Consider the following 13,632-nt stretch of genomic DNA (forward strand, 5'->3'; position numbering starts at 1 on the left):
ACCGCGTGGAAAAGGCTTCGCCGTTTTCCACCCTAGCGACGCCGCATCCATATCCGCGGCTGAACTCAGCGGCAATTGCCGGCACAGCCGCCGCGGGCACATGCCGGCGCTTCCGGATTCTTCAATACGCGGCTGCTGACCACCCCGGCAGCCGTCATCAGTTTGGTCACCGGCGCGTCGTCCGGGATCGCCGCATCTTCGGCCAGCGCGCCGGCCGCGCGCAGTTCGCCCCAGGTCTTGGGCCGTAGCGCCATGGCATGGCGAACTTCATAAACCTGGCCATTGGCTTCGCAACGGTAGTCATAGGTCGGCATCTGTCTTCCTCTCTCGGTCGGATCCTTGTCGTCGGCCCGCCGTCTGATGAACCTTCCGGCGGCGTTGGCGATTGTACGAACAGATTTGCGCAGCGCCACCCCTGCCCGCAGCCGAGCAGGCAGGCCTCATAAACCTGACTCAAACAACCCTTGTCATATGACAACATTGATTTCCACAAAATAGGCATCTAACTGTTTTAAAAAGAATTCTTAGATAACTCAGTTGAAATCGGTCATTTATTATCGTTAATTCTTGAAAGTCATCGTACCTCTACTATCATGGATTTCGCTTGCTTCCATCCCTGAAGGTCTTCCGATGAATGAACAAGAACAACAACGATCACGCCATTCCCGCCGCCAGTTCCTGAAACAGTCGCTCGCCTACTCGACCCTGTTGAGCGCCGGCCTCGCCCTGCCCCGCCTTTCCCAGTCAGCCGAACTGCTGAGCAGGCGGTATCCCGATCCGTCGCTGGAAGTGCTGGACGAAAGCTTTCTGCAGCTGCGCCTGTTCAACGCCAGCGTCGAGAAGATCGCCGATGGTTTGCGCTGGGCCGAGGGTCCTGTGTGGGTCGGCGATGGACGTTACCTGCTGCTGAGCGACATTCCCAACAACCGAATCATGCGTTGGGACGAGATCACCGAGTCGCTCGGCGTTTATCGGGAGCAGGCGAATTTCTCCAACGGGCTGACGCGAGATCGCGAAGGCCGCCTGGTGGTCTGCGAAGGCTCGACCACCCACGAGCTGGGGCGGCGCGTCACACGCACCGAGCACAATGGCAGCACCACGGTGCTGGCCGACAATTACCAGGGCAAGCGCTTCAACTCGCCGAATGATGTGGTGGTCAAGCGCGATGGTTCGATCTGGTTCAGCGACCCGCCGTTTCAGGCCGGCAACTACTACGAAGGGCACAAGATCCAGACCGAGCTGCCGGATGCCGTGTACCGCATAGACGGCGAGACACTGGAAGTCACGCGCGTGATCGAGGGCATCGCCGGCCCCAACGGTCTGTGTTTCTCGCCGGACGAAACGACGCTCTATGTGGTGGAGGGACGCGCCAAGCCGAACCGGTTGGTCTGGGCTTACCAGGTGAACGCCGACGGCACGCTGGGCGAGCGCAGCAAACACATCGAGGCCACCGCTCATGGCGCGCTGGATGGCATCAAATGCGACGAGGGCGGCAACCTGTGGTGCGGCTGGGGCAGTTCCGGCTCACCGGAGGCGAGCCCTGAAGGCCTGGATGGTGTGCGCGTGTTCAACCCCACGGGCAAGGCGATCGGGCATATCCACCTGCCGGAGCGCTGCGCAAATCTGTGCTTCGGTGGTGCGCAGGGCAATCGCCTGTTCATGGCCAGCAGCCATGGCATCTACGCGCTGTACGTGAACACCAGGGGCGCCACGTTCGCCTGACACCACCCGCGCCCGCCTCTTCGCAGGTGGATAGCGCCTCGCTTGTCCACCTGGCCGCGGTGAGCTTACCTACTTGCCCATCACCAGTGCGAAACCCACCACGATGCCGGCCAGGGCGATCAGCCAGCCGATGCGGTGGGCGCGGTTCTTTTGGGCCTGGCGGACGGGGTCTACGGGCTTTTTCTTTCTCACGATTCACCTGCTTGTGGACACTGCTGCCGGATGGCGCCTACGCCTCAGGGCGCAGCGCGCCTTTTTAGGCTGGGCGGCTCGAATTGTCCAGCAGATGCAGCGTTTGCGCGACGTCGGGTAGATCCCAGGCACAGGCGCCTGACCGAGCGGGCGCTGAACGGCTTTCGGTTGGTCGTTCTAATCCGCGCCTGAATCGTTTTCACCCGAGTCCGGCACATCGCCGTACTCGTCGTAATCCGGCGGGATCAGGCCATCCTTGAATGGGCAGACCGGGCGTTTCGTCAGCACCGCACATCCAATGTGCGGTGCGTGCGCACCGCGTGTCGCGATACAGCGGATCTAGGGCCGGCGCGCTCCGGTCAGGGTTTCGATGATGCGGCACTCGCGGACCGACGATTCGCTACAACCTGCCAGGCGCTGCAGTTCCGCTTCGAGCCGCTGCAGATCGGCGATGCGCTGGCGCACTTCGACCAGATGCGTCTGCACCAGGCGATCGACATCTGTGCAGGCATGCTCCGGCTGGTCCGCCAGTTCGACCATGGTACGGATCTCGTCGAGGGAAAACCCCAGCTCCCGCCCACGCTTGATGAAACGCAGCCGTGCGGCGTCCTGCTCGCTGAAGGTGCGATAGCCGGATTCGGTACGCGACGGTGCCGCAAGCAGCCCGATGCGCTCGTAATAGCGGATGGTCTCCACGTTAACCGCCGTGGCCTTGCTGAGTTTGCCGATGGTGAGTGGCATCGCTTGACCCTGTAGTGGCTACAGGGTTTAGCGTAGCGCCATCGACAACTGGAGGCGATGTCATGGCGGGAAATTGTTGCAGCGGCGGCTGCGCCACCACGGCGGCACGCGGACGTTATCGGCGCATTCTCTGGATTGCGCTGCTGATCAACCTGGCGATGTTCGGTGTCGAGATCGGCGCGGGCGTGCGCTCCGGCTCGGTATCGCTGCTGGCCGACTCGCTGGATTTCTTCGGCGATGCGGCCAACTACGGCGTCAGTCTGTTCGTGCTGGGCCTGGGCGTGGTGATGCGGGCGCGGGCGTCGCTGGCCAAGGCGCTGACCATGGGCCTGTTCGGCGTGCTCATCCTGGTGGTCGCGATCGGCAATTTCGTCGATGGCAGCGTGCCGCATGCCTCGACCATGGGCGTCGTCGGCGTGATCGCGCTGCTGGCCAATATCGCAGTCGCCGGCATGCTCTATGCCTACCGCGAAGGCGACAGCAACATGCGTAGCGTCTGGCTGTGCAGCCGCAACGACGCGCTGGGCAATCTCGCCGTGATGTTGGCAGCGCTCGGCGTATTCGGCACCGGTGCCGGCTGGCCGGACCTGATCGTGGCGACGATCATGGCGCTGCTCTCGATCAGCGCGGCGGTGCAGATCACCCGCCATGCCCTGGAAGAGCTGCGATCCGAGCGGATAGCGGTCAGCGATATGGAGCGACGCACGTAATCCCGGTGCACGTGCGGCTACACCCCGCCGCGAGGGCGAGCGCGCTCGGCGAGAAAAGCCACTGGCGCCGCGCCATTGGCATTCAACTGGTAGATCTCACGCGGCCTGCCCTGCTCATCGAGCACCAGCAGGCCGATACCCGAGCCGTTCCACAGCCGTTCGCCGGCGTTGCTGCGGTCCGGCACGCGCGGCACGACTTCCAGCCGGCGGCGCTTGGTCAGCCAGTTCAATGGCGACCAGGGCGCGTAGAGCCAGCGATTGAGGCGATCGAACCAGTCCAGCAGGCGCCGCGGAAACTCGTTCTTCACGCCGCTGCTGGTGATCTGCCAGACGCACGGCCCGCTATCGCGGGAACGGATGTGTACCTCGTAGACGAAGGAGTAATGCACGTCGCCGGACAGCACCACGTAGTTTCCCGGCGTTCGCGTGTGACGGAAGATGTTCATCATCACGTGGGCGGCGCCGCGGTGAGCCATCCAGTTCTCCGCATCGACCAGCAACGGCTGGCCGGCCCAGCTGAACACCCGCTGCACCGCCTCGATCAGCTTGACGCCGAACATCGGTGCCGGCGAGACGATCAGCACCGAGGGCTTGTCGAGAATGTTCTGCTGGAATTCGCTCAGCGCCTCCCAGTCCATCAGGCCCGACGGGCGACTGAGGTTGCGCTCGCTGCGCCAGCGCCGCGTACGCGTGTCCAGCACCACCAACGGCGGATCGGTAGGCAGCTCGTAGCCCCAGCCGTCGAGCCTGAACAGCGTATCGATCAGCTGATCCTGCGCCGCGCAATCCAGCCAGCCATCGCTCGCAGTCGCCAGCAGCTCATGGAGCGGCGGCAGCAACTCGGCGAAACGCGTCGGATCGTTGCCCCACGCCTGGCACAGCAGATAGGCGAGCAGCGCGTTGCCGATGATGCGCCGCGACAGCGGATGGCCGTAGGCGGTCTCTTCCCAGCGCGCGGAGAGATTCCAGTCGTCGGTGATGTCGTGGTCATCGAAGATCATCAGCGACGGCATGTGGGCCAGGGCGCGTGCCACCTCCGGCAATCCCGTGATGAAACCTTGCAGACACGCCTCTTCAGTGCGGTAACGCTCGGCCTCGGCTGGTTCCAGCGCGGGCATCCGCGGCGCGATCAGCGACCAGGGTGTCGGCGACCAGACGAGCAGGTACATCGCCATGACCTCGCCCAGGCTGATCAGATGGTTCTGCCCATTGGCGGTGGTGAACACCGGCTTTTCAACGCCGCCGAAGAAGCGCTCGCGCAGCGCCTCGTTGGACTTGAATGCGGGCAACAGCTGCTCGCGACGGTAATAGCTGGCCGGATGGTTCATCAGCTCATCGCTGTCGTTTACCACCGCACCTTCCAGCCGCTCGCCAAACAGGCCGAGCCGACGCACCAATGCATGGATGGCCACCAACATCGGCCCGGCAACATCATCGGCGTATACCTGATCGCCCGTCATCAACAGCACGGCCGGGCGCTCGGCCGGGTCGTTTAGCGCATCACCCAGCAGCTGGTCGACGCACAGCAGACCATCTGCTGCGGCGTGGTGCGGCTTGCGGCAGGAACCGTGCAACACGCGATCGAGCCGCGACTTGATGACGAAGCTCGGCCGCGTCTCGCCTTCGTAGAGCAGATGCGGTGCCCAGTCGGCGATGCCCTGCTCGGCAGCGCCGTCATGGATACGCAGGTCGTAGTCGATCAGGCAATCGCTCGGCAGCGCCTCGTCCAGCACGATGTCGACCAAGTGCAGCACCGCGTCGCGGCCGACCGGCAACCGTTGGCAGGCTGGCCCATCCAGCTCGATGCGGCGCTGCAACCGGAGGGCCCGGCTTTCGAGCAGTAGCGACAGCGTCAGCGGCCGCGAACCGACCAGCCAGAACACCAGATGGCCAGACTCGGCACGACGCAGTAGCGGGCCGGCGAGGACCGGTGGCAAGGGAGCGGTAGTAGCAGGGGATTCGATCAAGGACGGCATTCGCAATGGGAAACGGAGGTCATTCGACGTAACTCCGATGCTTTCGTGCCTTCGCGTTCGCAATGCAAGCGCGCATCAACGCATCTTCTTATCGTCCTTGAGGGTCGTGGCGGCCTCGCCTGCCTTGGTGAAGGCCTTGATCACATCGCGGACAACCTTGCGCTGCTCGGCCGGCAATGCCAAGAAGGCATCTATGGCTTCGCGCTCGCGGTAGAAGCTGGGGTCCTCCCACTGCGCCCGCTGCTCGCGGATCGCCGATACCGCGCGCTCACCGAAGCGCAGGGCCTGGGGTTCTATCCTCAGCCACTGGGCGATGACCTGGAGTTTGTCCTGCGAGGGGATGGACTTTCCACTCAGCCAGCGCGAGACCGCCTGGAAGGTAACGGATCGTCCCCAGTAACGGGAATTGAACTCCCGTTCCAGGACGGCAGGGCGATCAGGGTAGCCGGCGGCGAGCATGGCGCTGCGCAGGCGTTCGGCGAATTCCAATTTTTCATTCATGGAGGCGGACGTTAAGTTCCGGCCCCTCGCCTGACTGAACATTCGATTGTGTTTGTAATTGAATTCATGCTTTCATTTGCTCGTGATAACGGGGAGGGTAAGGAACGTCGGCAAGGTGGTCCGATCGCACTGGTCTGATTGGCCTCCACCCACAGCGTTCCGCGAGCGTCGCATGCCCGTACGACGCACAGCACCGCTCCCGGCCAGAAACAGAGGCCGCGCCCAGCATCCAAGCGGGTTCGACACCTCACTGCGCCTGTCGGCGTTACTTCATGCGAGCGCGACGCAAGGCATTGTCGACAGCCCCGGAGAAAAAGGAATGCCGACCCTTCACCAAGTAACGTTCGAGAGCCACGATCTTTCCGTACTGCACCGGCCGGATGGCGTCCTGCTGCTGGACGGCCCGCCGTTGGCGCAATTGCTCGGCTACCCCGACGATCTCGGCGCGCTGCATGCCCATTGTCGTATCGAAGGCTTCGTATTCGGCAACCAGCCGCGCCCGACGATCTGGATCGACATACGCAACGCCCATCGCCTGGTCTTTCACAGCCAGCTGCCTCTGGCCGAACGCCTCGCGCACTGGCTCAGCCACTGGTTGCTGCCGCACTTCAGCAAGCGCTCGCTTCCCCAGGTTCGGCGGGCCAGCGTCGGCGGGCAGCATCTACGGGTACTGAAGTGGCAAGGCGAGAGCTGGATAGCCCTCAACGGCGCGATGCAATTGCTAGGCAGCTTGGACCAAGACCTGCAGAAGGCGCTCGGCGAATTGCGCGGCACCTTCCGCTGAATCAGCCGCCGAACAGGGCCGTCCAGTAAATCGCCGCATCGCTCTGCGGGTCGACCGCGTAGGCCGCGCCAAGCTCGCTGAACTGCGGATTCATCAGGTTCGCGCAATGGCCGGGGCTGGCCAGCCAGCCGTCCAGCACCTTGCGGGCGGTCGGCAGCGCCGCGGCGATATTTTCGCCGACCTGCCCGCCAGCGTAGCCGGCCAGCTCGGCGCGATCGCCTGGCGTGCGGCCGTCTTCGCTCAGATGACTGAAGAAGTTGCCATTGGCCATGGCCCGGCTGTGGGCTTCGGCGGTGCTGCCCAGCGTCTCGTTCCAGCTGAGCGGCCCGGCTGCAGCGAAGTCCTGCTTGCCACAACTGCGGGCGGTAGCACGGGCGGCGTTGATCTGCTCCAGCAGCTTCTGCCCTTCGGCCTGCCAGTCACCCAGACGACCATCGAGCAACGGCCGCGCCACCACGATGCGCCAGTCACGGCCGTTGCGGCTCACACCGATGTCGGCGAACTGCGGATCGAGGATCACCCGGCAGAAACTCTCGCGTAGCGCCTGCATCGCCGCCTGGGCATCCCGCGGGCCGGACAGCGTGATCGCCTGCACGGTCACCATCGGATAGCCCGCGCGGGACAGTGCCTGCTGCAAATCGCCCGCACCATCGACCGGCAGGTTCAGACGCGAGTCGGCGGTGAGCGGCGGCAGCTCTTCGCTGGCCTTGTCGCCGCAGCGCTGCACTTCGCCACGGTAGGCATTGATCGCCTCGACCAGGCGGGCCTCCTCGGCCACAGCAGCGCCAGCGACGCACAAGGTTGCGATCAGCAGGACGGATGACAGAACACGCATGACAGTTCTCCAGCTAAATCCCTGACGGAACGAGGCGCACCCGGCGCAGAAATGAAGCGCCATGGTGCGCGACGCTGCCACGCTTGTCATCACCGCGCAGGCACAACGCCACTGGCTGTGCGCATTGCGCAGGCTTGGCTATGATCGAAAGCCATGAACAACCTGCCGCCGCTTCGCCCATCCTGCCCACCCGGCACCTGCACCTGCCGGCGCGACGAATTGCTGGAAACAGCCGGTGCCGACGTGCGCATTCTCATGCTGACCCGCCACGAGGAACGCCGCCTGCTCGAACGTCTGGAAAACGTGCAGAGCCTGGCCGATCTCGAGCGCGTGCAGCAACGAATGCTCGACCAGCTCGGCATCCGCATGACCGTCGCCCCCGGCCGCAACGAGGTGCGCAGCATGCGCGGCATCGCCATCGAATTCGCCGAACAGCCCGGCCTCTGCCGCAAGACCCGCCCCGCCATCGCCGCCGCCGTACGCCGCGGACTGGAGCAACACCCGGAAATCGCCTGGCGCCTGCTCGATGCGCATGATTTGCTGGGTGGGCTTTGACGCAGGGGGGCGCAACATTCGCTGTCGAACTGCGCTACCACCTGCACATGCCTGCCGACAGTGCGACCGTGCTGCTGTCGGCTGACAGCAGCATCCCCTTAAGTTGTGGTCGAGACGACCTTGCGGCGCACCAGATAGCAGCCAGCGGTGGCCCCCCAAAGCCCTGACTGGCCGAAATCGGTGCCGCCAGACAGGACTTCTTCGCTTACCAGTTATAGCTGACCTTCGCTGTGATCTCGCGGCCTGGGTTGTAGTAATCCGCCGTGCCAGAGCCGACTACGTGCTGCTCGTCCAGAAGGTTGCTGACATTGATGGCTAGATCGGTGTCTTTGAGGATCTGGTAGTTGAAAGCGGCATCAAACAGGGTAGTGGCGTCGCTTTTAGCGCTGTTGTCGGGATTGAAGTAGTACGCACCCGTGTAACGCGCGCCCAGACCGACGCTCATTGTCGTGCCTGGCAGGTTGTAGTAGCTCCACAGTGATGCTGAGTGCTTTGGCGCTGCTTCGAACTCATTGCCTTCGAGCGAAGCGCCACTGCGCAACGTTCCACGGAGCACCTCCGACTCCATGTAGGAGTAGCCGCCAATCAGGCTCAGGTTGTCAGTCAGTTCAGCCTTGGCCTCCAGATCGAGACCCCGCACTCGCGACTCGCCAATGGTTTCTCGTTCGATGGTGCCATTTGGCTGTACGACAGCAATGGTGATGTCTTCTTGAGTCAGATCGTAGATGGCGGCAGAAAATAGTGCATTCATACCCGTGGGTGAATACTTAACTCCTACCTCATACTGTTTGCCGCGCTCAGGGGTAACGCCAATGCTTGGGGGCGCGACAGACTCCACCATGCTGACATAGGTGGAAACTTCGTCATTGACTATGTAGGTCAATGCACCGCGGACAGAATTCTCTGAAAAACTATCCGACGCTTTGACGTTGGTGATGTCAGTGCTGGAAAGATCCAGCGAGTCGTTGCGGAAACCACCGGTAACGATGAAGCGCTCGAAGAATGACAAATTCTGCTGCACGAAAACTGACTTGGTAGTGTAGTCCTGTTTGTTACGGCTATATGGGACCAGCCCAACCGGGGCACCGCTGTACGCTGGATTGGCGACGTCAATGGGAGAAACCCCCTGATACACGGAACTATCCTCGGACGAAGCATCGCGATACTCGACCCCTACCATAGTGCTGCTATCTATGTTTTCAAATCGTGCATCGTACTGAAGCATCAGGTTGCCATTGAGCTGATCAGCTTCGGTATCGGTACCAAAAGCATCACGATTGCGTAACGTTCCAGCACCAGTGCCATTCAGGTAAACGTAGCCAAAATCATCAGTCAGCTCGCTGTAACGCAGATTGCTGCGCAGCACGAAGCCATTGTCGAAATCATGGGTAAAGTTGCCGCTTAGACTGGTGCGCTCAACATCATGAAAGTTGTAGTCGGGCTCGCCATAGAATTTACTGCGGTCATATTCCTTATCTTTCGGATACCCGCCGCTGTTGGGCGTGCTGGTTGTATTGAGGTAGTCGAGAATCACTGTCGCCGAGGTAAATGCCGTCGGTGCCCAGCTCAGTCCCCCCATCACGAATTTATTGTCATCCTCTGAGTGATCGTACTCGCGATCACTGTTCTGGAACTTGCCGGTGAAGCGATAGGCCAGCGTCTGTTCCTCGTTCAACGAGTCCCCGACATCGATTCCGGTTTCCACGTGGTCAAAGGAACCGTAGGTCACATAACCCTGACCGAACTTCTCGAAGCGCGGCTGCTTGGTGACGAAGTTCACCGAGCCACCCGGGTCTGCCGGGCCAAACAGGGTGGAGTTGGCACCACGGAGGATTTCGACGCGCTCATAGGCGAAGGGCTCTTCGCGGACGCCACGCATCGACCCCAAGGTCAAGCCGTCACGGTAAGTGGTCGCCTGGAAGCCGCGGATCTTGAAGTAATCATTGCGATCGTCAGTGCCGTAGTAGTCCGTGATGACCCCTGGGGTGTATTGCAGAACTTCCTCAGTGGTACTGGCGCTGCGCTGCTCGATTTCCTTCTGCGTCACCACGGAAACCGAAGCGGGTGTGTTGAGGATGCTGGTAGGCACCTTGCCACCCACCCAAAGCTCTTGAGCAACGACCGTGCTGGCATCGTCACCAGCGGATGCATTGGCATTGACGATGATGGGCGCGAGGCGAAACGGCTCCTTGTCATCGGCGCTGGTTGCCTCCTGGGCGCTTGAACTCAAGGGCGCAGCTGCAAGCGGTGCACAACACAGGAAAGCGGCTGTGACCCGGCGCCAAGGCGTCCGAGCCTCACCGAGCCCGACTTTGATACACGTCATATTCGATGTCCTCTGTATTTGAGTGATGGCATCCGCGCGCCCCATGACTTCTTGTTACGCCAGATCACATAGATTCGCGGGCAATGGATAATAATCAATCGCGAATGAGATAATTAATCATTTATCGAAAGAGCAGCAAATTTGCTCGGCCCTGGCTGACTGGGCATACGGCATATAAAGGCGGCATCGGAATGAAGAGCACGCTCTGCTCTGGGGCATCTGCCTCCGGGCGTTGTCGGCAGCCGCGTAAGTCGCCCGGCGGCCAACCCCAAACGGGCCTCAAGCCTTTACAATGCACGACCTCGAAATACAGCCGGTCCGCGCCATGTCCCTTCCCAAGCACCATCTCGAACTGCTCGCCCCCGCCCGGGATGCCAGCATTGCCCGTGAAGCCATCCTGCATGGCGCCGACGCGGTGTATATCGGCGGCCCGAGTTTCGGTGCGCGGCACAACGCCGAGAACAGCGTGGCGGACATTGCCGAGCTGGTGAAATTCGCCCACCTGTTCCATGCGCGGGTGTTCGTCACCATCAACACCATCCTGCATGACGACGAGCTGGAAGCCGCGCGCACGCTGATCCACCAGCTGTACGAGATCGGCGTCGATGCGTTGATCGTGCAGGACATGGGCATCATGGAGCTGGATATTCCGCCCATCGAGATCCACGCCAGCACCCAGACCGATATCCGCACGCTGGAACGGGCCAAGTTTCTCGACAAGGCCGGCTTCTCGCAGCTGGTCCTCGCCCGCGAGCTGAACCTGCAGGAAATCCGCGCGATTCACGACGAAGTGGACTCGACCCTGGAGTTCTTCATCCACGGCGCGCTGTGCGTGGCGTTTTCCGGGCAGTGCAATATCAGCCACGCGCAGACCGGGCGCAGCGCCAACCGCGGCGACTGCTCCCAGGCCTGCCGCCTGCCCTACACGCTGAAGGACGACCAGGGCCGCGTGGTGGCCTTCGAGAAGCACCTGCTGTCGATGAAGGACAACAACCAGAGCGCCAACCTGAGCGCGCTGGTCGATGCCGGCGTGCGTTCGTTCAAGATCGAGGGGCGCTACAAGGATGTGAGCTACGTGAAGAACATCACCGCTTATTACCGCCAGCGCCTCGACGGCATCCTCGCCGAACGCCCTGACCTGGCCCGCGCCTCCAGCGGCCGCACCGATCATTTCTTCGTGCCGGACCCGGACAAGACCTTCCACCGCGGCAGCACCGACTACTTCGTCACCGACCGCAAGATCGACATCGGTGCCTTCGATTCGCCGACCTTCACCGGCCTCGCCGTGGGTGAAGTGCTCAAGGTCGGCAAGCATGATCTGACCGTGCAGACTCGCGAGCCGCTGTCCAACGGTGACGGCCTCAACGTGCTGATCAAGCGCGAGGTGGTGGGCTTCCGCGCCAGCGTGGTCGAGCCGCTCAAGCAATTCGAGGAAGACGGTCAGTCGCGCTACGAGTACCGCGTCGAACCCAACGAAATGCCTGCCGCGATACGCCAGGTACGCCCGAACCATCCGCTCAATCGCAACCTGGACCACAACTGGCAGAACGCGCTGCTCAAGCCCTCCGCCGAGCGCCGCATCGGCGTACGTTGGCTGGCAAAATTGCGCGCCGATGAACTGGAACTGCACGTCACCAGCGAGGAAGGCGCCTATGCCACGGCCTCCCTACCCGGCCCGTTCGGCGAAGCGAAAAAGCCCGAGCAGGTGCCCGGCCAGATCGCCGACCTGCTGAGCCAGCTGGGCACCACCATCTACCACGCCGAAGAAATCGAGGTGGATGCGCCGCAGGCCTTCTTCATTCCCAATTCGCAACTCAAGGCGCTGCGCCGCGAAGCCGTCGAGGCACTGACCGAGGCCCGCGAAGCGATCCGCCCGCGCGGCGGGCGCAAACCGGTCAGCGTACCGCCGCCGGTTTATCCGGAGTCGCACCTGTCGTTCCTCTACAACGTCTACAACGAGAAGGCCCGCGCCTTCTATCACCGTTACGGCGTGCAGCTGATCGACGCGGCCTACGAGGCCCACGAGGAGCCCGGCGAAGTGCCGGTGATGATCACCAAGCACTGCCTGCGCTTCTCCTTCAACCTCTGCCCGAAGCAGGCCAAGGGCGTCACCGGCGTGCGCACCAAGGTCGCGCCGATGCAGCTGGTGCACGGCGACGAAGTGCTGACCCTGAAGTTCGACTGCAAGCCCTGCGAGATGCATGTGGTGGGCAAAATGAAGGGCCATATCCTCGATCTGCCACTGCCGGGCAGTGCCAGCAGTGTGGTCGGGCACATCACACCGGACGATCTGATGAAGACCATCCGCAAGCCGCACGCCTGACATCCACATCCGGAAGAGGCACTGCCGTGACTGTGCTTGCGACATGGGCGGAGATCCGCTCGCTCTATCGACAATGCCAACCCGGTGTGTTCAAGGCGAGCTTCACGCACGGCGGGCTGCGCATGGTCTGGCCCTCCTGGGCGCTGACGATCGCTGTCGGCATATTGCTGGTTGGGACCTGGTTCAATAGCCAGTCACCTTTGCAGGGACTGGCTGCCATGGCCGGCGCACTGCTCGCTCTGTTTGGCATGCTGCTGGCTCGAGAGCGCTATTGCGCGTGGTACTACCGGGATATCTATGCCCGTGAAACGCTGAATCGCTACGGTTTTCTACGCCGCGAAGAACTGCTGCGCTATGCACTGTTCCGCAATGCCCTGCTAAAGCGCGGGCTCGACGCAGCGGATATTCAGGAGTTGGCACGCATCGCCGAGATCGCCGGCCCTCCCCCTCAGGAACGCTGGGTCTCCCAGAATCTTGTCATCGTCATGCTGGTTTCGGCGATCGTCAGCCTGTCGACGGACGTCATCAAGCTGACCGATACCTGGATCGCCGGAAAAGGCAGCGTATTCGTGCTGGCGTTAGCCATGCTCACATACGTGGTTCTAGCGCTGTTGGATGGCATCCGCAGCAATCAACATCGTGACCGGGTAATCGGCCGCTGCCTGGAGCGGGCGGCATTGGATGTCGCGCGCGGGACCGGCAGCAACAGCAGCAGACAGAACGCCACGAGCGAGATCACCGCAATCAGGAAGACCATCTGATAGCGCCGTTGCACCGAACAGCAGCGAGCCGAGCAGACCAGCAAGGCGATCACGCCGACGGCAGGAAGGCCGTGCGCCGCTAAGGCAGACAGTGCTATCGATAGCCCGTCACTGCCCTCTGCCACTGCCTGACTTCCGTTCGGCATCCCGGCGAAACTTTCCAGGCGAGCGCCAGCCGTACCTACAGAGCCCATTTCAGGTCTGGA

The 13,632-nt window shown here is 62.3% G+C and carries 13 protein-coding genes; 6 read left to right on the top strand and 7 right to left on the bottom strand.

Translation table 11 applies throughout. The features are described 5' to 3' along the window. Positions 1 to 65: 65 nt before the first annotated feature. Complete coding sequence (locus P5704_004700; protein ID WOF79799.1) at positions 66 to 314, bottom strand: zinc ribbon domain-containing protein; 249 nt, start codon at positions 312 to 314, stop codon at positions 66 to 68. Positions 315 to 630: 316 nt separating this feature from the next. On the opposite strand from P5704_004700, the gene P5704_004705 reads away from it, so the two are divergent. Continuing rightward, on the top strand, positions 631 to 1,722 hold the full coding sequence (locus tag P5704_004705) for an SMP-30/gluconolactonase/LRE family protein (protein ID WOF79800.1): 1,092 nt from the start codon (positions 631 to 633) through the stop codon (positions 1,720 to 1,722). Between the two features lie 69 nt (positions 1,723 to 1,791). Here P5704_004705 and P5704_004710 read toward each other — a convergent pair whose 3' ends face one another. Both P5704_004710 and P5704_004715 read right to left on the bottom strand, forming a co-directional pair. Then, the gene (locus P5704_004710; GenBank protein WOF79801.1) at positions 1,792 to 1,914 is read right to left on the bottom strand and encodes a hypothetical protein; all 123 of its coding nucleotides are present in this window, start codon (positions 1,912 to 1,914) and stop codon (positions 1,792 to 1,794) included. 339 nt (positions 1,915 to 2,253) lie between these two features. Continuing rightward, positions 2,254 to 2,655 carry a helix-turn-helix domain-containing protein gene (locus tag P5704_004715; protein ID WOF79802.1) on the bottom strand — a complete coding sequence of 134 codons (402 nt, stop codon included), beginning with the start codon at positions 2,653 to 2,655 and terminating at the stop codon, positions 2,254 to 2,256. Positions 2,656 to 2,717: 62 nt separating this feature from the next. On the opposite strand from P5704_004715, the gene P5704_004720 reads away from it, so the two are divergent. Continuing rightward, positions 2,718 to 3,365 carry a cation diffusion facilitator family transporter gene (locus tag P5704_004720; protein WOF79803.1) on the top strand — a complete coding sequence of 216 codons (648 nt, stop codon included), beginning with the start codon at positions 2,718 to 2,720 and terminating at the stop codon, positions 3,363 to 3,365. Positions 3,366 to 3,382: 17 nt separating this feature from the next. Here P5704_004720 and P5704_004725 read toward each other — a convergent pair whose 3' ends face one another. Continuing rightward, on the bottom strand, positions 3,383 to 5,341 hold the full coding sequence (locus tag P5704_004725; GenBank protein ID WOF79804.1) for an alkaline phosphatase D family protein: 1,959 nt from the start codon (positions 5,339 to 5,341) through the stop codon (positions 3,383 to 3,385). A 75-nt stretch (positions 5,342 to 5,416) separates the two neighbouring features. After that, complete coding sequence (locus P5704_004730) at positions 5,417 to 5,842, bottom strand: transcriptional regulator (GenBank protein WOF79805.1); 426 nt, start codon at positions 5,840 to 5,842, stop codon at positions 5,417 to 5,419. Between the two features lie 319 nt (positions 5,843 to 6,161). Between P5704_004730 and P5704_004735 the strand changes: the two genes are divergently transcribed. Continuing rightward, the gene (locus tag P5704_004735) at positions 6,162 to 6,626 is read left to right on the top strand and encodes a hypothetical protein (protein ID WOF79806.1); all 465 of its coding nucleotides are present in this window, start codon (positions 6,162 to 6,164) and stop codon (positions 6,624 to 6,626) included. A 1-nt stretch (position 6,627) separates the two neighbouring features. Here P5704_004735 and P5704_004740 read toward each other — a convergent pair whose 3' ends face one another. After that, on the bottom strand, positions 6,628 to 7,461 hold the full coding sequence (locus P5704_004740) for a CAP domain-containing protein (GenBank protein WOF79807.1): 834 nt from the start codon (positions 7,459 to 7,461) through the stop codon (positions 6,628 to 6,630). Between the two features lie 153 nt (positions 7,462 to 7,614). Here P5704_004740 and P5704_004745 point away from each other — a divergent pair, with 153 nt between their 5' ends. Further along, entirely contained in the window at positions 7,615 to 8,016 is a 402-nt protein-coding gene (locus P5704_004745) for a hypothetical protein (protein ID WOF79808.1), read from the top strand. 205 nt (positions 8,017 to 8,221) lie between these two features. On the opposite strand, the gene P5704_004750 is transcribed toward P5704_004745, so the two are convergent. Next, the gene (locus P5704_004750) at positions 8,222 to 10,342 is read right to left on the bottom strand and encodes a TonB-dependent siderophore receptor (protein WOF79809.1); all 2,121 of its coding nucleotides are present in this window, start codon (positions 10,340 to 10,342) and stop codon (positions 8,222 to 8,224) included. 325 nt (positions 10,343 to 10,667) lie between these two features. Between P5704_004750 and P5704_004755 the strand changes: the two genes are divergently transcribed. Then, positions 10,668 to 12,665 carry a U32 family peptidase gene (locus P5704_004755; GenBank protein WOF79810.1) on the top strand — a complete coding sequence of 666 codons (1,998 nt, stop codon included), beginning with the start codon at positions 10,668 to 10,670 and terminating at the stop codon, positions 12,663 to 12,665. A gap of 26 nt (positions 12,666 to 12,691) precedes the next feature. Continuing rightward, complete coding sequence (locus P5704_004760; GenBank protein ID WOF79811.1) at positions 12,692 to 13,426, top strand: hypothetical protein; 735 nt, start codon at positions 12,692 to 12,694, stop codon at positions 13,424 to 13,426. Positions 13,427 to 13,632 lie beyond the last annotated feature (206 nt).

It is taken from the genome of Pseudomonas sp. FeN3W (genome assembly GCA_030263805.2).
In the GTDB taxonomy this organism is placed as follows: Bacteria; Pseudomonadota; Gammaproteobacteria; order Pseudomonadales; family Pseudomonadaceae; genus Stutzerimonas; species Stutzerimonas stutzeri_G.